This window comes from Bradyrhizobium sp. CCGUVB4N (genome assembly GCF_024199945.1).
Lineage (GTDB): Bacteria > Pseudomonadota > Alphaproteobacteria > Rhizobiales > Xanthobacteraceae > Bradyrhizobium.
In genome coordinates, this window is sequence record NZ_JANADP010000001.1 from 8353432 (window position 1) to 8374025 (window position 20594).

Consider the following 20594-nt stretch of genomic DNA (forward strand, 5'->3'; position numbering starts at 1 on the left):
TCCCAAAATCAAATGCGGATGCCGAACAGGGAGCGGAATGCGTCGAGCCCGCTATCGGTGATCTCGACGGAGCGCCCTTGCGGCCTGCGGCGGATCCAGTCGCGCTGGAACGCCAGCTCGGCAAGTGCCGCCCCTGCCCGTCCGGCCAGATGCGGCCGGCGTTCGCTCCAGTCGAGACAGGGCCGGCACAGCACCCGCCGGTGCCGCGCCGACGGGCGGAGATCGAGACCGAAACTGCCGAGGAACGCCGTGCCCGCTGCCGTCAGCTCGCCGACCTCCTGGTCGAGCACCAGATAGTCGCGCTCCCGCAGCGCGTCTGCGAGGGCGACACCGAGCTCGCCCGCGAGGTGATCGTAGCAAGTCCGGGCTCGCCGCATCGCGGCATCGATCCGTGCCGGTGGCTGTGAACCTGGCGGACCGGCCGCAGCGACCGTCATCATGCCCTCCAGGATCTGCGCGACCAGCGGCGTGGCGAGCCGGTAAAACCGCCGCGGCCCCCGCCGCTCGACTTTCAGAAGCGCGTGCTGCACCAGCCGGCCGAGATGCCAGCTCGCCGTCTGCGGCGTGACGCCGGCGACCAGCGCCAGCTCACCCGCGGTTTGCGGGCGTCCATCCATCAGTCGCGACAGGATCAGGGCGCGGCCGGGATCGGCGATCAGGGCTGCGAGGTCAGCAAGTTCACGTGCGATGGTCGGCATGGCCGGCTCCGGCTTGTGACGAAACCCATTCTGCTTCTGGCACGGGATATCGCCGCAACGTTTCGATCATGATCGAAATGTTCACGACATCGACACTTCGATCACCGGCGAACCCAACCGGCAAGCCGTCGCGACATGGTCGCAGCGATCGCGATCGAGACGAAGCAATGGAGACACAGATGGAGCGATCGAGACATGCGCGGCCAGCGCCGCGCGCACGTGAAGCGTTCAGCCGTAGGTCAGTGATCCGCGCCTGCGGCACCGTCCTGGCAATCTATCTCTCGCCCTGGACGGCGGCGCCATCTCAGGCACAAGAGCAAGGAGCAAAGACAATGAACCACTATGCCACACAGAAATCGATCAGCGACGCCGTCGACGGCGGCGGCCTGCTCGTGGTCGCGCAATGGGAGGCGAAACCGGGCGAGGCGGACAGGATTGCCGCCATCCTCGACCGCTTCCTACCGGAGGCGCAGCGCGAAGACGGTGTCAAACTGTTCCTGATCTCGCGCGGCAAGGATAATCCGGCGCAGTTCCTGTTCTACGAACTGTTCCGCGACGAGGCGGCATTCAAGGCGCATCAGGAGAGCGCGCATTTCAAGACCTACATCGCCGGCGAAGCGCTGCCGCTGCTGGCGAAGCGCGAGCGGGCGCAATACACGCTCATGTAGGAACGCGCCTGGGCGCCGCGGTTCGATCCGGACCGCGGCGTCGCACGACTAGATGATCGCGCGCAGCGGCGATTTCCGCAGGATCAACCCCGAGACGGCGAGGCTGCCGATCCCCGCCAGCATCGTCAGCAGCAGCGCCTTCGTGAGTGCGAACAGCGGCAGCGCGTGCAGGAGCAGGGCGAAGCCGATCAGGATCGGCGGGTGGATCAGATAGACGCCGAAGGCGTTGTCCGAGAGCCATCTCGCGACCGGGCCCTGCGCGTCGAAACGGCGGCGATAGACGGCCAGCATCAACAGCCCCATGCCGACGCAGACCAGCGCCTCCCACAGGCACTTCCCGGCACTGACAAGGTTGAAGCCACCGCCATAGAGCGCCGTGTCGCCGTGCAGGCCGCCACCGAACAGCACAAGCGCCGCGAACAACGGTGCGGAAAGAGATAGCGCGAGCAGTCCCCAGCGGATGCAGGAGCGTTCGGCGACGCCCAGCATCCAATTGCCGCGATAGCCGAGGCTGCCGGCCGCGAACATGAGCACATATTGCGGGATGTCGCCGGGGTGAACGTTGAGCACGGAGGCATCGGCGCGGATCGCAATGCGGATGGCGAAGGTGGTCGCCGCCATAGCCGCAACGAACAGGACGATTCCCCAGCCGCGCAGCGCCAGTTGCGGTTCGCGCCATCCGGCCCGGCGGATCAGGCCGTAGAGCAGCGAGACCAGCAGCAGCACCGCGCAGAACCACATCGGTCCCGTCTCGGAGAGCCACTCGCCATCTTTCAGATGGATCAGCCATTGATGCCCGAAGCCGCCCTTGCCCCAGGTCCAGGACAGGAAATACTGCGTCAGCGGACCGATCACCAACATGTAGAGCAAGGTCGGCAGGCCGAGCCTGATCAGCCGGTCACGCGCAAATCTGGAGAACCCCTTCCGATCGAAGGCACCGGCGGCGAAATAACCGGCGATGAAGAACAGCGCCGCCATGAAGAAGGCCTGAAGGAAGCTCTGATAGATACCGAAGAACAGCGCCGTGCCGAAGCCGGTCTCCTTCCGATCGACATAGTACCAATTGCCGAATGGGCTGTAGGTGTCGGCCGCATGCATGCTCAGCACGAGAATGATCATCGACCAGCGGATGTTGTCGATGAACAGAAGGCGCGATGTCACCGCCGGCCTGGCCGGAGCTTCTTCCGTAGCCCCCATGAGAACGTCGGCCATGCCGCCACCGCGCCGGATCTTCGGCCGTCAGAACCGCGGAATATCCGGGAACGCCACCTTGCCGGCGTGCACATGCATGCGGCCCAGCTCGGCGCAGCGGTGCAGGGTCGGAAACACCTTTCCGGGATTGAGCAGGCCCTGCGAGTCGAAGGCGCATTTCAATCGCTGCTGCTGGTTGAGGTCGATCTCGGTGAACATGTCCGGCATCAGATCGCGCTTCTCGATGCCGACGCCGTGCTCACCGGTGAGCACGCCGCCAAATTCGACGCAGGCGCGCAGGATGTCGGCGCCGAAGGCTTCGGCGCGCTCGATCTCGCCGGGCTTGTTGGCATCGTAAAGGATGAGCGGATGCAGATTGCCGTCACCGGCGTGGAACACGTTGGCGCAGCCGAGCTGGTATTTTTCCGAGAGCTCGCGAATTCGGGCGAGCGCCTTCGGCAGCGCGCCGCGCGGGATGGTGCCGTCCATGCAGAGATAGTCGGGCGAAATGCGACCCACTGCGGGGAACGCGGCCTTGCGGCCGGCCCAGAACAGATTGCGCTCGGCCTCCGAGGTCGAGATCTGGCAGCTGGTGGAGCCGCAGCCGTTGGCGATGGTCTCGACGCGCGTGATCAGCTCGTCGACCTCGATCTTGGGACCGTCGAGCTCGATGATGAGCAGCGCTTCGACGTCGAGCGGATAGCCCGCATGGACGAAGGCCTCAGCGGCGTGGATCGCCGGCTTGTCCATCATCTCCATCCCGCCGGGAATGATGCCGGCCCCGATGATGCGCGCCACGCATTCGCCGGCTGCCTCGACCTCTGCGAAGCCCACCATCAGCGCGCGCGCCGTCTCCGGCTTCTGCAGGATGCGCACCGTGATCTCGGTGATGACGCCGAGCAGTCCCTCGGAGCCCGTGATGACGCCCATGAGATCGTAACCCGAGTTCTCGCACCCCTTGCCGCCGATGCGCAAAATCTCGCCGCTCATCAGGACAATCTCGCAACCGAGCACGTTGTTGGTGGTCATGCCGTATTTCAGGCAATGCACCCCGCCGGAATTCTCCGCGACATTGCCGCCAATCGAGCAGGCGATCTGCGAGGACGGGTCGGGCGCGTAATAGAAGCCCTCATGCGCGACCGCCTGGCTGATCGCGAGATTGGTGACGCCGGGCTCGGTGACGACGACGCGGTTCTCGAAATCGATCTCTCGGATGCGCTTGAACTTGCCGAGGCCCAGCAGCACGCCGTCCTCCAGCGGCAGCGCGCCGCCGGATAGCGAGGTGCCGGAGCCGCGTGGCACCACCTTGATGCCCTGGGCGGCACAATATTTCAGGACGAGCGAGACCTGCTCGGTGGTGTCGGGCAGCACCACGACCATCGGTGGTTGCCGATAGGCGGTCAGCCCATCCGATTCATAGGCCCGCATCTCGGCAGGCGTATCGATCACACCCTCGCCCGGCACGATTGCGCGCAATGCAGCAACGATCTCCGCGCGGCGCGCGAGCACCGCCTGGTCGCTCGCAGGCATCATGATGGCCATATCAAACCCTTCATGGCATATCCTTCCGCACGTCAATTTATCACGACAAATCAACCACGTCCGCGGCGGTTTGGGTAGGCCGTCCGAAAGTCGGAGCCACGATCCGCGGCGAGTTCGCTCTGGGACAAGTAGGCAGCCATGAAACCTGTCATGGTTTCGTGGCTTGTCCAAGCCGAGCGGGCCGTGCCAAAACCGGCAGGGTTCGACGACCGCCGACCAAATAAGACCCCACCGGGAAAGAGACGAAGAGCACCCTATGAAAAAACTGACTTTTGGCGCGCTGATGATCCTCACCGTCACTGCCACGGCCACCAGCGCGATGGCGCAGGACGCTGCGGCCGGCAAATCGTCGTTCAACAAGTGCCTGGCCTGCCACGCGATCGGCGAAGGCGCCAAGAACAAGGTCGGCCCCGAGCTCAACGGTCTCGACGGCCGCAAGTCCGGCACCGCGCCCGACTACAATTACTCGGATGCGAACAAGAATTCCGGCATCACCTGGAACGAGGCGCAGTTCAAGGAATACATCAAGGATCCGAAGGCGAAGATCCCCGGCACCAAGATGGCGTTCGCCGGCATCAAGAACGAGACCGAGATCAACAATCTCTGGACCTATGTGTCGCAGTTCGACAAGGACGGGAAGATCAAGCAGTAAGCGAAAAAGCGGCGGCCGTGAGAACTTCGGTTTTGAATCAGAACTGAAGTTCTCACGTCTTGTTTGGATGCGCTTTCTTCAAGCGAACCGGTATCAACTTCTTCGCTCGAAAATGCTTTAGTCTGCCGCCGCCTGCGCGGGGACGATCTTCCCGATCATGGTCTCGATCTCCGTCTTCACGAGATCCGGTACCGCGTTCTGCACCATGTGGCCGAGATCGGGCAGCACGATCAGCTTTGCATTTGACACCGTCGCCGCGAACGGGCGGGCGTGGATGTCAGTCTTCACCGTCTTGTCGGGCTCGCCGGCGATGATCGTAACCGGCACACGGATCTCGCCGTAGCGGGCGACTTGTGCGGCGACGGCCTGCTTCAGCGTCACCAGATCATAGGCATTGGCGATGAATTCGCGCGGACGCAGCAGCAGCGGCGTCGCCGACTCCTTCATAAAGCCATCCGGCATCGTCTGCGGCAGGAAGACATTGCGCGCGCCGGAGTCGGCGACGAAATAGCCGAGCGGCAGCGTGATGGTGTAGGCGAGCAGCGGACCGATCACCGGCGTTGCGATGATCTCGTTGTAGCGGCCGACGCCGCCGCGCCAGGGATGGGTCACCGGCGCCAGCATCACGAGGCCGGCAACGCGGCTCGAATGATCGAGCGCCAGCCGTGCGCCGAGCGCGCCGCTCCAGGAGTGCACGACGAAGACGGCACGATCGACGCCGAGTTTGGCCAGGGCCTCATCAATCATCCGCGCCTGAATCGCGGGCGTGGAATCCTCCAGCCGTGCGCGCGTGCTCCAGCCATGGCCGGGGCGGTCGATCAGGATGACGCGATGCTGCTTCGCCAGGAGGTCGCCGAGCGGATGCCGCATCACTTCGAGATTGGAGCTCGCGCCATGCAGCATCACGATCGGCAGGCCGCCATCGCGCGGGCCGATGTCGACGACGTGGAGCACGGCACCTTCGACTTCGATCATCCGGCCCTGCGGTGGAAAGGCGCGCTGCACGGCCACGACGCCGGCCTGCGTGACCAGCGCCAGCAGCACCAGCGCCGTCACGGCTGACATCACAATCATGAAGAGAGTCCGGGCAATCCAGGGCACATCGCAGTTACGGGGTTAGACAGTCGGCAGTTTCGCTCAAGGAGGCGCAGCGCTTCCACCGGAAATGCCGCCCTGTGGATATGTGCATAATTGCGGAGCCAAAAACCTCAATGGAATCAATCGTTATGGGTGGTACCCCGTAAGCTCCGGACCAGCTTCATGTAGTCGTCATCGCAGCTTCCTTATAATCGCCACGGTCGGTTCCGCCATCTAGACGCGGATGGGCGCCGATCCCTCCTCGCAGCCCCAGAGGATGCGGGAAAGACCGGCAGGATTGTCCTGGTTTGAACCGGAGGATTTTCGATGAGCCTGAGATCGAACGATACCGCAATCGACGAGATCGTCGCGAGCTGCAACGGCGACCTGCGCGGTGCCGTGCGGGCGCTGCTCCTGATCAACGAGCATCTCGAAATGGAGCTCGCAAAGGCGTATGCCGCAGCCGCCGATCGCGGCCTCGCGGAGCGCGGTACCAGCGTCCTGCACTAGGCCGCAACCGGCCTCCGTTCACAGGATGAGCGCCGTCCCGCGTAACGCCGCTGCGCTCAGCCCGCCATCGCCGCAGGTGACGGCATCTGTTGCCCCACCAGGAACGCCGTGACCTCGTTCCCGAAGGTCTTGAGCGCTGCGCCGATGGCTTGGTGCATATCGAGATATTTGTAGGAGCCGAGCCGGCCGCCGAAGATGATGTTCGGACGCTTCTCCATCATCATGCGGTAGCCGGACAGGATGGCCCGGTCGGCGGCGGTGTTGATCGGGTAGTAGGGCTCGTCGTCGCGGCCGGCGAAGCGGGAATATTCGCGATAGATCGTGGTCTTCGGCTCCCGATAGTCGCGCTCGGGATGCAGATGCCTGAATTCGTGGATCCGGGTGAACGGCACGTCCGCGTCGGCGTAGTTGATCACCGAAGTGCCCTGGAAGTCGGCGACGTCATGCACCTCGCGCGCGAAGTCGACGGTGCGCCAACCGAGCTCGCCGCAGCGATAGCGGAAGAAGCGGTCGATCGGCCCGGTATAGATCACGAGCTGGTCGGGGCGGATCTGGTCCTCAATATCGAAATAATCGACGCCGAGATGAAGCTCGATATTCGCTGAGTTGAGCATGCGCTGGAAGATCGCGGTGTAGCCGTCGACCGGCATGCCTTCGTAGCGGTCGGCGAAGTAGCGGTCATCGAAATTGAGCCGCACCGGCAGGCGGCCGATGATGTCGGCCGAGAGCTCGCTCGGCTCGGTCTGCCACTGTTTCTGCGTATAGCCGCGGATGAGAAGCTCGTAGAGCGTACGGCCGACGGAGGCGATCGCCTTGTCCTCCAGGTTTTGCGCGGCGCTCGCGCCACAGGCGTGAACGTGAGCGTCGGCCTCGGCCGCAATCAGGAGCCTCGCCTCTTGCGGCGTCATCGCACGGCCAAACGCGGCCGAGATGGTCGCGAGATTGATCGGCATGGAATAGAGCCGCCCGCGCGCCACCGTGAAGACGCGATGTCGGTAGCTGGTGAATTCGGTGAAGCGCTGAAGGTAGCGCCAGACCGTTTCCGAGTTGGTGTGAAAGATGTGCGTGCCGTAGCGATGCACCTCGATGCCGCTGTCGGGATCGATCTCGGAATAGGCGTTGCCGCCGATATGGGCGCGCCGGTCGAGCACGCAGACCTTCCGCCCGAGCTCGTTTGCGACCCGCTCGGCGATGGTCATGCCGAAGAATCCGGCGCCCACAACCACGACATCGAAGCCATCAAGCTGCATGCGTTCCCTACCCTGTCGGCGTCGCACGCGCACACATCCACGGCCGATGAGGCTTCAACGGCGAGGGACGCCGGCTCAGGCGGAATAATTGCGCGACGTGCCAACAATTCGTGAGCCCGGAACGGCCGCCCTGGATCGTTCAACAGTCGGGGGCGCGACGGCGGTGCGATCGGCAGGCCGCGCGACGCCATCGGCTTCGGAGACCGTCGACCATGGCTTTGATCTGCATCCTGTCTGCGACCAACAGCGCCTATCAATCGGTTCGCGGCATCCTCCTGATGGCGGGTGCCGAGCTCGACCGGCTCGGCCATGAGGTGAAGATCCTCGATCTGGAGGCGCCCGACACGCCGGCGCGGATGGAAGCCCTGATGCCGCGGCGCGACGAGATGATGGCGCTGGTGATGTCCGGGATCGGCCTCGAGATCTACGCCAACGAGGGCAAGCTGCTCTGGGACGCGGCGCAGATTCCCGTGTTCAACTGGAACTGCGATCACCCTTCCTATTTCATGCGCCGCCACCGGCTTGACAGTCCCTACGTCGTGCACGGCTACGTGTTTCCGGATCATGCCGTATTCAACCGTGACCATCTGCATGCCAATGGCGCGGCGTTCGGGGCCCATATCGGCATTCCCGATCCCGGCTTCTTCGGTGCACAGCCGGCCGAGCGGCGCAACGGCCGGATCGTCTTCGCCAAGTCCGACTGGAATCCGGCCAAGCTGGAGCCCTCCTGGCGCACGGCGTTGCCACCAAAACTGTTCGCCATCCTGTTCGATGCGATCGCCGCTGCGCGTGGCAAGACCTGCTCGGCCTTTCCCGAGATCATCTGCGACGTGGCTGCCGAGCATCTCGTCCATCTCACGCCCGGCGGCGATGTCTTCAACGCGCTCCTGACCCGCCTCGACAATTACACGCGGGCGGCACGCACCCGTGAGGTGGGCGCGGTGCTGTCAAAATACCCGGTGGATTTCATCGGCGGCGGCTGGGAGGATTTCAGTGCGGAGACGCATCACGCCCGTTTCCTCGGCGCCATGCCGTTCGACACGCTGCGCGAAACGCTCGGAACCTATCTCGGCGCGGCCTCGCTCAACCCCAATGTCGATCTCTCGGTGCATGATCGCGTGTTCTTCGCGCTCGGCGCCTCGACCGTGCCGATCTTCGATGCCAACAGCTTTTCGCAGGCGAATTTCCCGCGTCTCTCCCGCTTCGGCTTCGGCCACGATGCCGAGAGCATTGCCGCAGCCGTCGAGGCCGTGCTCGATGATCCCGAGGCGGCGCAGGCGGCGACTGCCGCGACACTCGCCGAGACCTATCCACGGCTCTCCATGCAGCGCTCGGTGCAGGATATTTGCGAGATCACGACGCAGATGGCGGGCAAGCCCGGCGCGAGACTGATTCCAGCTGCGCCCTCGCCGGCGAGCTATTGGACCAAGGAGCGTCCGACGGCCGCAGCCTGAGCAGACTCAGCCCGCGCCGTCCTCGGCCTTTTGCTCATCGGGGGTGAGCGCGGGACAGGCGCGGATGGTCGAGCGTGCCAGCTTGGCATCGCCCTTGGATTTGTAAGGGCCGTCGCCGAACCAGATGTCGCCGTCGATGACCGGATTGCGGGTCACGATGTTGCATTTGCCGGTGGCGCGATTGCCGACCACCCAGAACAGTCCGTCGGCGAGGCTCATCGTTCCCGACGCCAACAGCAAGCTACAAGCAAGGATCAGACGCTTCATGGCTTTTGCTCCTGCCATGCAGGTAGACCTGCGGCGGCGCCGACAATAGTCCTTGCGACATTGCGCCTCCGATCGTGGTTAATCGGCGGGCGCCACAACCGCTCAAGAAATGATCGAGTTATCGGCTAGATGTCGCGGCCCTCGACCTTCTCGGTCAAAGCCTTCACCTGATCGGGGATCTTCTCGAGGTGCGGATTGACGGCGAGCGCCTTGCGATAGGCCTCAAGCGCGCGCTTCTCGTCGCCGACGTCCTGCATGATCATGCCGAGCCCGGCGAGCGCGCCGAAATGGCGGGGCTCGCGGATCAGCACCTCGCGGATGTCCGAGAGCGAGCGGGCGTAATCGTTCTGCATGTAATAGAGCGTGGCGCGGCGATTCCAGGCTTCGATGTAATCGGGCCGGAGCTTGATGACCGAATCCAGCAGCTTGATCGCGACCTCGATCTTCTGCGCATCGACGGCCGCCTTGGCCCGGGCCATCAACAATGCCGCCGTGTCGCTCGGGGTCTGCAGCCAGATCGCCCAGATCCGCGCCTCGACATGCTTGGCGCTGGCGTCGTCGGGGGCGGCCTTCAGCGCGCCGAACAGGAAATCGAGGTTCTTGGTGCGCTCGGCCTTGGGCAGCTTGGCCGGCGCTTCCGGCAGCTTCTTCTGCTGTTTCGCCGGCGGTGCCGGATCATCCTGCGCCAGCGCCGGCGCCAGGCCGGCCGTTCCGAGAACCAGGGCCAGACACAGCGTGCGTAGATGAGGGAATCTCACTGCCATGGGCGAAAGTCTAAACGCGTAAAGCCGCCCTTGCCAAGCAAAGGCGGCGTCAAACTCGTGTGAGACCGTGGTCTTGCGGGAGCGCGCGAAAGGCGTCCGGCAGGGCAATATCAGCCTTGCTGATATCAGCCCTGGCGAGCCTTGAAGCGGCGCTGCACCTTGTTGATGACATAGACCCGGCCCTTGCGGCGGACCAGGCGGTTGGCGCGATGGCGACCGCGCAGCGACTTCAACGAGTTACGGACCTTCATGGCAGAATCCTGAACGTTCGAAAGGCCGTGTTCGGCACTACCGTTTCGGCACGCGCGAATGTGGCAAAATGAGATCTTTCCCGCTGGCGGACCGACCGCCCGGGACGGGGCGGTTCTTAAGGCATGGCGGGAGGTCATGTCAATGTTAACTGCCCGGTTCCGAACCGCCAAATTCGCGAAAACAACCCCATGCACAGTAGAAACGGCCGGATCGGGCCGATTCCACCCCTTCGCGACCGAACCCGGCAAGACTTTTGCGGACTGCGGTTTGAGCCCCAGCAACGCCTTGCCAAATTCGTTATATCATATAATCAATTCGGCAACTGTCGGGAGGACACCCATGCCGAAGCTGAAGCTGCCGAACATCGACGACGTCGTCGCGATCGACATCCACACCCATGCCGAGGAGCCGTGCGGCATGCATGGCGACGACGGCTATGACGATTTCCAGGCGCAGATGGCCGACTACTTCAAGTCGCCGCACAAGCATCCGCCGACCGTGCCGGAGACCGCGGCCTACTACCGCTCCAAGAACATCGCCGCGGTGATCTTCCCGGTCGACGCCGAACGCGAGACCGGCTTCCGCCGCTACAACAATTACGAGATGATCGAGGCCGCCTCCGACCATCTCGACGTCCTCATCCCCTTCGTCTCGATCGACCCGCACAAGGGCAAGCTCGGCGCCCGCGAGGCGCGCAAGCTGATCGAGGAATACGGCGTGCGCGGTTTCAAATTCCATCCGACCATGCAGGGCTTCTACGCCAACGACCGCATGGCCTATCCGCTCTACGAAGAGATCAACAATGGCGGCGCGATCGCGCTGTTCCACACCGGCCAGACCGGCGTCGGCTCGGGCATGCCCGGCGGCATGGGGATGCGGCTGAAATATTCCAACCCGATGTACATGGACGACGTCGCGGCCGATTTTCCCGACCTCAAGATCATCCTCGCCCATCCCTCCTTCCCCTGGCAGGAAGAGGCGCTGTCGGTCGCGACCCACAAGCCGAACGTCTACATCGACCTGTCCGGCTGGTCGCCGAAATACTTCCCGCCGATCCTGGTGCGCTACATCAACTCGATCCTGCAGGACAAGATGCTGTTCGGCTCGGACTGGCCGGTGATCACGCCGGACCGCTGGCTGGCCGACTTCGCCAAGCTCGACATCCGCGACGAGATCCGGCCGAAAGTGTTGAAGGCCAACGCGCGGAAGATATTGGGGATCTAGGGCGCGTCATCACAAAGCTCGGCGATGTGCGCTCCGGTCCGCTCACGCCTGCGTCAACTTGGGATTGACCCTCCGTAGACATTGCCATTTCACCGCGTTACTCTGGGCCGGTCAGACGCTGCACGTTCGTTTTCTGCTTCAAGAAAAAGACGCGTCGAATGCAGATCGACCACCCCGCCAAAGCCTGGTCGCGCGTTCCGATATCGGGCATCGAGGACCTGAGCGACGCCGTGCGGGGGGCCGGCCTCGAAGCAACGCAAATGTCCGCCGGGCGCTTGTCCGGTGGTCTCGCGTTCAGCGAAGACGACGGGATCGTGTGCAGCAGTGGGCTGATCGAGGGGCGTGTCTCGCTGTTCGGGCCGCTGTCGAGCAACTGGATCACCACCGGCGTTGCCCTAAGGATAGGAAGCGGCGCGCGTCACTGGCTGAACGAGATCGAGACAGGCAGCGTCGGCGTCTTCCTGCCGGGCGACGAACACGACGCGCTTTATACGCCCGGATCGCTTTATGCTGCCGTGACCTTGTCCGCGGAGAAGCTGGAGCAGGAAGCGGCCGAGGAAAACCTTGTCCTCGACAGACACAGTCTAGGTGGATCAGGTATTCACGCACGTTGCATGGCTCCGGAAATCTTGGCGGGGCTGCAGCGGGCCTTTGAGTGCGTTCATTCAGGCTCCGATGGCGTCGGTCATCAGGCTCTTACCAAACACCTTTTGACGGCACTTATCGCCCATCTGGCGCGCCCTCCGCGCCGGCAAAACAGGGGGCGTCATCCCGATCTGCACGGCAAGATCGTCGAGCGGGCACGTGCCTACATTCACGACCATCTCTCCGAGCCCTTATCCATCGACGAGATCGCAACTGCCGCGTACGCGTCGCGACGGACGCTGTTTCGCGCCTTTGCGGATATTCTCGACGACACCCCTCAAAACTACGTTCGGAGGCTGCGCCTCCATCGTATCCGGCATGATCTGGCCAGCGAAGCCGAGAAAGCCTGCACGATCGCGCTGATCGCCGTCCAATGGGGCATAAGCGATCTCGGGCGGATGTCTGGCTGGTACCGTGAGCTATTCGGAGAACGGCCGCGCGATACGGTTGCCGGCTTGAGGGCATCTGTCAGAAAATTGGCACGAACCACGTAGAAATCATCTGTCATCCTCCTATCCTTCGGCTAAGTCGCTGGAGGATCAGGATTTGTCGGCTGTCGCTCTCGAAACCTGGCACCGCTTCGACATTGGTCACGTGGATGATCTCAGGAACGCGGTGTTCGACGCCGGGCTCGAGGCCATCCAGATGCCAGGCGCGCGCGTTCGCGGCAGCCTCGCGTTTGCGGCACGAGACGGCATCGTGTTCAGCAGTGGGTTGATCCACGGTAACGCGGCAATTGCCGGCCCTCTTTCGCGAGATGCGATCACGGTGGGAATCGGCTTCACGATTGGTGCCGGCTCACTGCTTTGGCTCAAACCCGTGATCTCGGGCGATGCAATGGTGGTCCTGCCCGGCGACGAATGCGATGCGCTGCTGAGAGGTACCTCGCTTTACGTGACTGCAACCCTCACGGCAAAACAGTTGAAAATCGAAGTCGAGCGAGAGGGACTCGTTCTCCATCGCAGCCTGACCAGCAGGACCGGTCTTCACACCCGACCGATCCAGAATGATGCGTTGATCGCGCTGAGAAAGCAGACCGAAAGCATCCACGCGCCCAGTAGTGCCCGATACAGGAAACTTGGCATTGGAAGGCGGATGCTCCGCGCGCTGGTCTGCCACTACGCGCGTCTGCCTGCGCACGGAGACGGCCGCGCCCGGCACATTGGGCAGGCGAAGATCATTCATGAGGCCCGTGAATACATCAGGCAGCATCTCACGTCGGCGATATCGGTCGATGACCTCTCGACTGCCACCCAAACGTCGCCGCGCAGCCTCTATCGAGCATTTTCGGACGTGCTGGGCGACACGCCGCGTGACTACGTTCGTCGCTTGCGGCTGCACCGGATCAGACGAGAGCTGCTTTCGAGCGATACGATGACGGTGTCGCTCGCCGCGCAAAATTGGGGGATGGCCGGCGATCTGGGGCGCCTGTCCAAGAACTATCGGGATTTGTTCGGAGAATATCCAAGCTCGACACTTGCGCTCGCCCGCGCGCTGCAATGTGACGACACATCGGTGTGAGCTAGCTTTGGCACAAACTGCATAGACGATTGGCACGAACTACGTAGATGATTGGCACGAACTACGTAGACCGTTTCCTCCTTCGCGCTACCTTCCTCGCAACGCCATTAAGAACTCGCTTATCGAGCGGATGAGCAGAAAAAATCGGCGATCATGGAGGATGTGAGATGTGGAAAGCGATTAGCGTTGCGCCTGTCGTTCTGTCGACGTTCATTGGCCTCGTCGGATTGCCTCCATCTGTTCGTGCTCAACAAGCCGACGCACCTCCTTTGGTCAAACAGCTCAACAACGGAAACTGGCTTCCCCAGAAAGAAGCGGAAGACCTTCGCGATGAGTTGTTCTATCAGCGCGCAGTCCACTCCTACATGACGATGCTACCCGTGCTGAACACGATCGGCATGCGCGATGGTTCGGAGGCCACATTCGGAAAGGGCTACAACATCCTGCCGATCTGGAAAGACCGGATGGACGCCCGCACCTGGGTGCCGACGCCCAACGCGGACGTCATCTATTCGATGAATTACCTGGATCTCAAGGAAACCGGTCCGCTCGTCGTCGCTGCGCCGGCGAACGTCATCGGCATGTTCACCGACTTCTTCCAGCGCACGATCACCGACGTCGGCCTGATCGGACCGGATCGCGCACGCGGCGGGCTCTATCTGCTGCTGCCACCGGACTATAGCGGCGATATCCCGCAGGGCTACTTCGCGTTCAAATCGCAGACCTACAACGTCCTGCTCTTCTTCCGGACGGTTATGAAGAAGGGCGAAAGCGCGCCCGATCCGAAGGCGGCCGTGGCGGCGGCGGAACAGACGCGAGTCTATCCGCTCTGGACTCCGGAGAAGGACGTCAAGCCGATGCAGTTTCCGAACGCGAGCGGCAAACGCATCGACATGATGTATCCCGTCGATAACAAATTCTGGACCAAGCTCAAGGCCTTCATCGACTACGAGCCGTCGTCGGCCATCGACCCGGAGCTTCGCGGCGTTCTCGCCTCGATCGGCATGGTCAAGGGCCAGCCTTTCAATCCGAGTCAGAAGCAGAAGGAGCTGTTGCAGAAGGCGGTCGAGACCGCGCCCAAGATGATCCTTGCCATGCGCCAGCTCGGCAGGCCCGACCAGCGAGACCGCTACTACACGGACCGGCAATACCTGAACACATGGGCCGCCGGCACGTCGGAATGGCTCCAGGACGGGTATCTCGACGTCAATCAACGTGCCAGCTATTTCCAGATTGCCTTCTCGACCGCATCCGCGATGGTCATGAGGACCATCGGCGCCGGGTCGAAATATCCGTTCGCGGTGCGAGACGCCAACGGGGACTTCCTCAACGGCGCGAGCACTTACAAGCTGCACCTGCCGCCTAATCCGCCAGCTGCATTGTTCTGGGCGGTCACCGCCTACAACATCACCGACGGGACGATGGTCGAGACGCCGCAATTGCTGCCGTCGATCAACAGTCTCGGCAAGGTCGCGACGAACGGCGACGGATCCATCGATATCTGGTTCGGTCCGGCAAAGCCCGCCGAAGCGGCCGACACGAATTTCATCCAAACAGTCAACGGACGAAACTTCCTCGCCGCAGTGCGTCTCTACGGTACAGGCGTCGAGTTCTTCGACCAGACCTGGAAGCCCGACGACGTCGTAAAGGTCAAGTGAGATCAAGTCGCATCCGAACACGATCCAAATCAGCCATCAAACTGAATCGGAGACTGCTATGAAGCCGACATCGATCAATCGATTCGGAACCAGCCGGCGCGAGGCGATCAAGAGCAGCATAGGAGCGGCATCGCTGGCGGCATTGGGCGGCACCGTTCCCGCCGCGGTCGCGACCGCAACGGTCGCAGTCTCGACCGGCCCCGCGCAGGCGCAACGCATGCCCCAGCCCGCGGCTCCGGAGATCACGGAACCGGCGACTGGCATCATCATGCAGCCCGACTACGCCAGGACCATCGCGCAGATGGCTTATGTCTGGGGCTGGCCTATCGTGAACATGATCAACCGGCGGGCGGCGATCACGCAAGCGCCACAACCTGGTCACCTCAATGGCGTGCTGCCGGCCGCGCCGCGCGGCCAGATCGCGATGCTGGCCGACTACATCGAGCCGTCCGAGACCTTCGTCACCTGCCCTAACCAGGATGTCGTCTACGGACTCGGCTTCTTTGCGCTCGACGAGGAGCCGGTGGTTATCCAGGTGCCGGACTTCGGCGACCGCTTCTGGGTCTATGCATTATACGATGCGCGCACTGACCAGTTCGGCGAGGTAGGCAAGCCGTACGGCACCAGGCCGGGGTTCTACCTGCTCGCCGGCCCGAACTGGAAGAGTCTCAAGCCGGCCGGCATCACCGAGGTTATCCGCTGCTCGACGTCGCTTGCCAATGCTATCCCGCGCGTATTCCAGGACGACACGCCCGAGGACAAGAAGGCGATCCAGCCCGTGATCAACCAGATCGTCGCCTATCCGCTGAAGGACTTCACCGGCAAGATGAAGACGATCGAATGGGCGAAGGTGCCGGACATCCAAGGTCCGAAATCGGACGGTGAAGAGACCAAGTGGGTGGTGCCGGAGAAATTTTTCGACCAGTTCGGCCAGGCGCTCGAGCTCGCCGATCCCCTGCCGGGCGAGGAAGCACTGTACGGCCAATTTCGGCTGCTGCTCGACGCCGCGGCCAAGGACCCCGAATTGAAGAAAGTGCTGGTCGCGGCCGCCGTCGACGCGGAAGACAAGGTCATCAAGCCGTTTTTTCAGTGGAAGCACAACGGCCGTCCGGCCGGCAATGGCTGGAACCGCTCGACGAACAACGCGCGGTTCGGGCTCGACTATTTCAATCGGACCGGGACCGCGAAATCGAACATGTTCGATAACAGGCCCACCGAGACGCAGTATTTCTACACCGACAATGATGGCGCCGGCAGTGAGCTCAGCGGCGGCGGCAGCTACGAAATCACCTTCGCGAAGGGCGAGGAGCCGCCGGTCAACGGTTTCTGGTCACTGACGCTGTACAACGACAAGCATCTCTTCAACCCGAACGACCTCAAGCGCTACTCGCTCGGCACCAAGAATAAGAATCTCAAGCGCAACGCGGATGGATCGCTTACGCTCTACGCCGGCGTAAAATCGCCGGGTGGAGACAAGGAGGCGAATTGGCTGCCTGCGCCGGGCGGACGCTTCTCGCTTTATCTCCGCGCCTACTGGGGCAAAGAGGGAATCCTCAACGAGTCCTGGAAGCCACCGGTCATCAAGAAGGTTGCCTAGACCGCCTCCGCCCGAGTTCGCCATCGACGGGCGCACCCAGGTCTTCCCGGACTATTGCCCATCGCACTTGAGGTCGGCGAGCCGAAGGCGCGACGCTTTCGGCTCGCCAACCCCGCCGTTCCGGGCCAGCCAAGGACCGCTCAGGCCCTGGCTCGCCGCCATCGCGCAAGGAGGCGATCGTGAACATGGCCATCAAGACACCAGGAACCGAATCGCCGCGATCTGCGGCGATCCTGCTGTTCCCGCAGCCAGCGCTGCAGCTCATCTACGACACCGCGCCGATCGGGCTCGCATGCTTGTCGCCGGATTGTCGGTATCTGCAGATCAATGAGCGGCTCACCGGGATATGCGGGATATCCGTCGAAGACCATCTGGGACGCTCAGTCCGGGATTGCGTGCCGGCGCTTGCCGCCTCCGTCGAGCAGATCGTCGCGTCGATCATGGCGACGGGTGAACCGATCGTGGATATCGAGGTTTCCGGTCAGCGCGCCGATCAGTTCGGCGAACGCTTCTGGATGACGCATTGGTATCCGCTGCGCGCGCCAGACGGTGAGATCGTGGCGATCAATGTCGCGGCCGAAGAGATCACCGAACGCAAGCGTCTGTTCAACGAATTGCAGACTCGTACCCGTGAGCTGACACGTTCGCTCGAAGATCTCCGAACCATGCAGGACCGGCTCATTCAGCGGGAAAAGCTGGCGTCACTCGGTCAACTGACGGCCGGCATCGCCCACGAACTCGAGAACCCCCTCAACTTCATCAACAACTTTGCGTCGATCTCGACGGAATTGACCGATGAACTCGACGATCTCTTCACGTCGGCAGAGATTGCCGACAAGACGCGCGGAGAGATCAAGGAGCTGACCGATCTATTGAAGACGAATTTGCAAAGGATCGTTCACCACGGCAAACGCGCCGACTCCATCATCAAGAACATGTTGTTGCACTCCCGCGAAGGCAGCCAGGAACGGCGGCCCGCCGACGTCAACGCATTGGTCAACGAGGGCCTCAATCTTGCCTGGCGTGAAGCGCGCACCAAGAACCCGTCGTTCAACGTCACGGTGAAGCGCGATCTCGACCCCGAAGCCGGCATGATTGACGCATTCCCGCAGGACATCATGCGCGCGATCCTCAATCTGGCGCTGAATGGGCTCTACGCGGCGACCGAGCGCAGGCGACAATATGGCGAAAATTTCGAGCCGTTGCTGAGCGCCAGGACCCGCAGCCGCGGCGAGCATGTCGAGATCGCCATACGTGACAACGGCATCGGCATTGCGCACGACATCAAGGCGAAAATATTCAATCCGTTCTTCACGACCAAACCGGCGGGCGAAGGTACGGGGCTCGGGCTTTCCATGAGTCACGACATCATCGTCAAGCAACATGGCGGCACCATCGAGGTCGAGACCGAGCCCGGCGAATTCGCGGAATTCACGGTTGTGTTGCCGCGAACAGGGATTTTGCTGGATTGCGAGATCTAGCGGAGCACCGAGGGTTTCGTTGACCGAAGCCGTCGCACCCTCACGCTCAAGACCTCGGACCTGCGCCAGGCCTCCGTCGACGAAAACTTCGTCGCCGATCATGAAGCTGCGCTGATGACAGCTGAGGCGTGTGCGACGCCGCTATCTACTTCCTGGCTTGTTCAATCCTGGTCGTGCTGGCCGGGCCGACAGCCATCGCTTGAAGAACCACCTCGCCGTCCTTTGCCATCGCGTAATGAGAGATTCTCGCCGGCTCGATCAGGAACGAGCCGGGCGGGTATGCCTTGAGTTTACTTTCATCCCACTGGTCGCCGTTCGCGTAGTAAAATGTGCCGGACAAGACGACGGCGGTTCGTGTCTCTCCGTGCCAATGCGGCATGATCTTGAAGCCAGCCGGGATCCTCACTCGTTCCGAAAACACTTCTGCTTTTTTCGGGTCGCCATACAGCACAGCGATTCCCACCGCCCCTTCGGATCCCTTGAACTGAATGTCCTGAGGAAGCGTTGCGACAACGGCATCCTGGGCAAAAGCCGGCACCGACCCGCTCAAAATGAGCAACGACGCAGTCGCAAGGCCGATCAATGAAGATGCCGGCCTTGTAGAAATTGCGTACGTCATGTCTCAATTCCCCCTGGGGTGTCGGCTGGACCCGCGTGTGCAGGCCGAGCTACGCCACGCGCCTGAGGCAAAATGGAGGCGCCTGATCCTGTACTTCCTCGCCCAGGGCGGTCCGACCCGCTATGGCGAACTCCGGCGCGCCATACGCGACGTCAGCGACAAGATGCTGATCCAGCAGCTTAAGGAACTGGAGGCCGACGGTCTCGTGAAGCGGACCGACTACAAGGAAGTGCCGCCGCGGGTGAATCGACGTTCTTGAATCAGCTTCTCAGCCAGGGATGTCTTGTCAGCGCGTAGAGCGGCTTCGAGAAGATACTGGTCGAAGATGTCCCGCTGGGCATGGCTCGCGCCGACCGGACCGGTCACGTGACGCAACGGTAAGATTCCGTCGATGACGTCGTCATATCGCTTCTGCTCGAAGGCGACGATGCTCTCGCAAAGCGGAACGCCGAGATTCCGGATGACGCTGCTGACGTACTTCGTCTCGTCGCGAGAATAAGATCTCATGGAATCGATCAATCGTCTGGCTGAGTCGAACCGGCCGTCACGCGCCAACGACATGACGAAATGAATGTCGGTGAAGATCAAAGCATGATCGTCGATGTGGTTTTCGGCGTAGTCCGCCAGCTTCGCCCAACGGGCACCGACGTCAACGCCGCGGAATTCCAGTCGCGTCAACAGCGACGCCGCATTTTGGATGTCCAAATAGAAATCCGATTTCTCGCCCATCACGGCCACATCGTAGAGATCCAAAGCGCCATCGAGCCGGCCCGCATCGATGTTGAATAGCGCCTTGTGCCACCAAAGGTGCCGACGGAACGGATTCCGGTCGTTCCAGATATCGAGCGGATGGTCGAGCCACTTCAGGCCGTCGTCGTGCCGCCCTTGCATCTCTAACACGTGCGCGACGGCATGCAGCGCCCAGAGGTCGTCCGGACTCACTTCGGAAGCTTCACGTCCATAACGCTCGGCGTTGACGTAGTCACCGTTCTCCTCGCATCCGAAAGCGAGCATGCCGAGAAGATTGCCATATCCGGGGACGTCCTTTCGCCAATCGGCCAGCACCGATGCGGGCACCGACCTCAGCGCACGGGTTTGTCCCGTCCAGAAGCTGTTGAAGTGATGGAGGCGCAGGGCCAGAAGATCGTGCGGATGGTCGTAGAGAATGCGCTCCCAGCACGCGTTCGCAGCCAGTAGATCGCCGTCGATCCAAAGACGCAGCGCTTCGACGTGCCGCCTTTCGCGATCCGTCGCTCCTTCGGATGTGAGCAGGGCTTGCGCAAGCGACGCCCTGGCCTTGTCGAGAACCGCGAGCGTTCCGAAGATCATGAAGAAGTAGCCGCGCAGGCAGTGCGCCATGCAGAACTCCGGATCCAGGTCCGTCGCCCGCTTCGCCAATGTCATCGCCGTCGTGCGGTACTCGAGGAAACTCCCGACCGCCTGGTTGTAAGCGGTAACAGCGTCCTCGTTCCTGGAACTCAGCTCCAGATTTCGATCGTCAAACATGGGATCTCCGTTCCGTCG

General features: G+C 62.4%; 21 protein-coding genes. 11 read left to right on the plus strand and 10 right to left on the minus strand.

Annotated elements, in window-relative coordinates:
* Positions 1–8: 8 nt before the first annotated feature.
* Positions 9–698, minus strand: coding sequence for a helix-turn-helix transcriptional regulator (locus tag NLM31_RS38980; RefSeq protein ID WP_254195674.1), 690 nt, complete (start codon positions 696–698; stop codon positions 9–11).
* A 68-nt stretch (positions 699–766) separates the two neighbouring features.
* Here NLM31_RS38980 and NLM31_RS38985 point away from each other — a divergent pair, with 68 nt between their 5' ends.
* Positions 767–1366, plus strand: coding sequence for a putative quinol monooxygenase (locus NLM31_RS38985; RefSeq protein ID WP_254195675.1), 600 nt, complete (start codon positions 767–769; stop codon positions 1364–1366).
* Positions 1367–1414: 48 nt separating this feature from the next.
* On the opposite strand, the gene NLM31_RS38990 is transcribed toward NLM31_RS38985, so the two are convergent.
* A complete protein-coding gene (locus NLM31_RS38990) occupies positions 1415–2578 on the minus strand; it encodes an acyltransferase family protein (protein WP_254195676.1) in 1164 nt (387 codons plus the stop codon).
* A gap of 27 nt (positions 2579–2605) precedes the next feature.
* Positions 2606–4099, minus strand: coding sequence for an FAD-linked oxidase C-terminal domain-containing protein (locus NLM31_RS38995; RefSeq protein WP_254134469.1), 1494 nt, complete (start codon positions 4097–4099; stop codon positions 2606–2608).
* 256 nt (positions 4100–4355) lie between these two features.
* Here NLM31_RS38995 and cycA point away from each other — a divergent pair, with 256 nt between their 5' ends.
* Positions 4356–4751: a cytochrome c-550 CycA gene (gene cycA / locus NLM31_RS39000; RefSeq protein WP_200470180.1), complete on the plus strand. Its 396-nt coding sequence runs from the start codon at positions 4356–4358 to the stop codon at positions 4749–4751.
* 117 nt (positions 4752–4868) lie between these two features.
* Here cycA and NLM31_RS39005 read toward each other — a convergent pair whose 3' ends face one another.
* Positions 4869–5825: an alpha/beta fold hydrolase gene (locus tag NLM31_RS39005; protein WP_254134470.1), complete on the minus strand. Its 957-nt coding sequence runs from the start codon at positions 5823–5825 to the stop codon at positions 4869–4871.
* A 330-nt stretch (positions 5826–6155) separates the two neighbouring features.
* Between NLM31_RS39005 and NLM31_RS39010 the strand changes: the two genes are divergently transcribed.
* Positions 6156–6338, plus strand: a complete 183-nt coding sequence (locus tag NLM31_RS39010) for a hypothetical protein (protein WP_254134471.1) — start codon at positions 6156–6158, stop codon at positions 6336–6338.
* Positions 6339–6394: 56 nt separating this feature from the next.
* On the opposite strand, the gene glf is transcribed toward NLM31_RS39010, so the two are convergent.
* On the minus strand, positions 6395–7588 hold the full coding sequence (glf, locus tag NLM31_RS39015; protein ID WP_254195677.1) for a UDP-galactopyranose mutase: 1194 nt from the start codon (positions 7586–7588) through the stop codon (positions 6395–6397).
* A gap of 212 nt (positions 7589–7800) precedes the next feature.
* On the opposite strand from glf, the gene NLM31_RS39020 reads away from it, so the two are divergent.
* On the plus strand, positions 7801–9042 hold the full coding sequence (locus NLM31_RS39020) for a hypothetical protein (RefSeq protein WP_254195678.1): 1242 nt from the start codon (positions 7801–7803) through the stop codon (positions 9040–9042).
* Between the two features lie 6 nt (positions 9043–9048).
* On the opposite strand, the gene NLM31_RS39025 is transcribed toward NLM31_RS39020, so the two are convergent.
* From NLM31_RS39025 to ykgO, 3 genes are all read right to left on the minus strand, one after another.
* Positions 9049–9309: a hypothetical protein gene (locus NLM31_RS39025; RefSeq protein WP_254134474.1), complete on the minus strand. Its 261-nt coding sequence runs from the start codon at positions 9307–9309 to the stop codon at positions 9049–9051.
* A gap of 125 nt (positions 9310–9434) precedes the next feature.
* Positions 9435–10073 (minus strand): tetratricopeptide repeat protein, encoded by a 639-nt coding sequence (locus NLM31_RS39030; RefSeq protein ID WP_254195679.1) that lies wholly within the window; start codon positions 10071–10073, stop codon positions 9435–9437.
* Between the two features lie 125 nt (positions 10074–10198).
* Entirely contained in the window at positions 10199–10324 is a 126-nt protein-coding gene (ykgO, locus tag NLM31_RS39035) for a type B 50S ribosomal protein L36 (RefSeq protein WP_006611362.1), read from the minus strand.
* Between the two features lie 340 nt (positions 10325–10664).
* Here ykgO and NLM31_RS39040 point away from each other — a divergent pair, with 340 nt between their 5' ends.
* The 6 genes from NLM31_RS39040 to NLM31_RS39070 all read left to right on the plus strand — a co-directional run bounded on the left by NLM31_RS39040 (position 10665) and on the right by NLM31_RS39070 (position 18451).
* Positions 10665–11549 carry an amidohydrolase family protein gene (locus NLM31_RS39040; protein WP_092229948.1) on the plus strand — a complete coding sequence of 295 codons (885 nt, stop codon included), beginning with the start codon at positions 10665–10667 and terminating at the stop codon, positions 11547–11549.
* Positions 11550–11707: 158 nt separating this feature from the next.
* Entirely contained in the window at positions 11708–12688 is a 981-nt protein-coding gene (locus tag NLM31_RS39045) for an AraC family transcriptional regulator (protein ID WP_254195680.1), read from the plus strand.
* 52 nt (positions 12689–12740) lie between these two features.
* Positions 12741–13715: a helix-turn-helix domain-containing protein gene (locus NLM31_RS39050; protein ID WP_254195681.1), complete on the plus strand. Its 975-nt coding sequence runs from the start codon at positions 12741–12743 to the stop codon at positions 13713–13715.
* 167 nt (positions 13716–13882) lie between these two features.
* A complete protein-coding gene (locus NLM31_RS39055; RefSeq protein ID WP_375167523.1) occupies positions 13883–15373 on the plus strand; it encodes a DUF1254 domain-containing protein in 1491 nt (496 codons plus the stop codon).
* A gap of 58 nt (positions 15374–15431) precedes the next feature.
* Positions 15432–16970: a DUF1254 domain-containing protein gene (locus NLM31_RS39060; RefSeq protein ID WP_254195683.1), complete on the plus strand. Its 1539-nt coding sequence runs from the start codon at positions 15432–15434 to the stop codon at positions 16968–16970.
* A gap of 185 nt (positions 16971–17155) precedes the next feature.
* Positions 17156–18451, plus strand: a complete 1296-nt coding sequence (locus NLM31_RS39070) for a sensor histidine kinase (RefSeq protein ID WP_256562400.1) — start codon at positions 17156–17158, stop codon at positions 18449–18451.
* A gap of 145 nt (positions 18452–18596) precedes the next feature.
* Here the strand turns inward: NLM31_RS39070 and NLM31_RS39075 are convergent, their stop codons facing one another.
* The gene (locus NLM31_RS39075; protein ID WP_254195684.1) at positions 18597–19070 is read right to left on the minus strand and encodes a cupin domain-containing protein; all 474 of its coding nucleotides are present in this window, start codon (positions 19068–19070) and stop codon (positions 18597–18599) included.
* 37 nt (positions 19071–19107) lie between these two features.
* On the opposite strand from NLM31_RS39075, the gene NLM31_RS39080 reads away from it, so the two are divergent.
* The gene (locus tag NLM31_RS39080; protein ID WP_254195685.1) at positions 19108–19329 is read left to right on the plus strand and encodes a winged helix-turn-helix transcriptional regulator; all 222 of its coding nucleotides are present in this window, start codon (positions 19108–19110) and stop codon (positions 19327–19329) included.
* On the opposite strand, the gene NLM31_RS39085 is transcribed toward NLM31_RS39080, so the two are convergent.
* Positions 19290–20576, minus strand: coding sequence for a tetratricopeptide repeat protein (locus NLM31_RS39085; protein ID WP_254195686.1), 1287 nt, complete (start codon positions 20574–20576; stop codon positions 19290–19292). The two genes, NLM31_RS39080 and NLM31_RS39085, sit on opposite strands and share 40 nt — an antisense overlap.
* Positions 20577–20594: the final 18 nt, after the last annotated feature.

Coding starts and splice junctions, on each gene's coding strand:
- NLM31_RS38980 (WP_254195674.1), bottom strand. CDS start 698: ATGCCGACCATCGCACGTGAACTTGCTGACCTCGCAGCCCTGATCGCC.
- NLM31_RS38985 (WP_254195675.1), top strand. CDS start 767: ATGATCGAAATGTTCACGACATCGACACTTCGATCACCGGCGAACCCA.
- NLM31_RS38990 (WP_254195676.1), bottom strand. CDS start 2,578: ATGGCCGACGTTCTCATGGGGGCTACGGAAGAAGCTCCGGCCAGGCCG.
- NLM31_RS38995 (WP_254134469.1), bottom strand. CDS start 4,099: ATGGCCATCATGATGCCTGCGAGCGACCAGGCGGTGCTCGCGCGCCGC.
- cycA (WP_200470180.1), top strand. CDS start 4,356: ATGAAAAAACTGACTTTTGGCGCGCTGATGATCCTCACCGTCACTGCC.
- NLM31_RS39005 (WP_254134470.1), bottom strand. CDS start 5,825: ATGATTGTGATGTCAGCCGTGACGGCGCTGGTGCTGCTGGCGCTGGTC.
- NLM31_RS39010 (WP_254134471.1), top strand. CDS start 6,156: ATGAGCCTGAGATCGAACGATACCGCAATCGACGAGATCGTCGCGAGC.
- glf (WP_254195677.1), bottom strand. CDS start 7,588: ATGCAGCTTGATGGCTTCGATGTCGTGGTTGTGGGCGCCGGATTCTTC.
- NLM31_RS39020 (WP_254195678.1), top strand. CDS start 7,801: ATGGCTTTGATCTGCATCCTGTCTGCGACCAACAGCGCCTATCAATCG.
- NLM31_RS39025 (WP_254134474.1), bottom strand. CDS start 9,309: ATGAAGCGTCTGATCCTTGCTTGTAGCTTGCTGTTGGCGTCGGGAACG.
- NLM31_RS39030 (WP_254195679.1), bottom strand. CDS start 10,073: ATGGCAGTGAGATTCCCTCATCTACGCACGCTGTGTCTGGCCCTGGTT.
- ykgO (WP_006611362.1), bottom strand. CDS start 10,324: ATGAAGGTCCGTAACTCGTTGAAGTCGCTGCGCGGTCGCCATCGCGCC.
- NLM31_RS39040 (WP_092229948.1), top strand. CDS start 10,665: ATGCCGAAGCTGAAGCTGCCGAACATCGACGACGTCGTCGCGATCGAC.
- NLM31_RS39045 (WP_254195680.1), top strand. CDS start 11,708: ATGCAGATCGACCACCCCGCCAAAGCCTGGTCGCGCGTTCCGATATCG.
- NLM31_RS39055 (WP_375167523.1), top strand. CDS start 13,883: ATGTGGAAAGCGATTAGCGTTGCGCCTGTCGTTCTGTCGACGTTCATT.
- NLM31_RS39060 (WP_254195683.1), top strand. CDS start 15,432: ATGAAGCCGACATCGATCAATCGATTCGGAACCAGCCGGCGCGAGGCG.
- NLM31_RS39070 (WP_256562400.1), top strand. CDS start 17,156: ATGGCCATCAAGACACCAGGAACCGAATCGCCGCGATCTGCGGCGATC.
- NLM31_RS39075 (WP_254195684.1), bottom strand. CDS start 19,070: ATGACGTACGCAATTTCTACAAGGCCGGCATCTTCATTGATCGGCCTT.
- NLM31_RS39085 (WP_254195686.1), bottom strand. CDS start 20,576: ATGTTTGACGATCGAAATCTGGAGCTGAGTTCCAGGAACGAGGACGCT.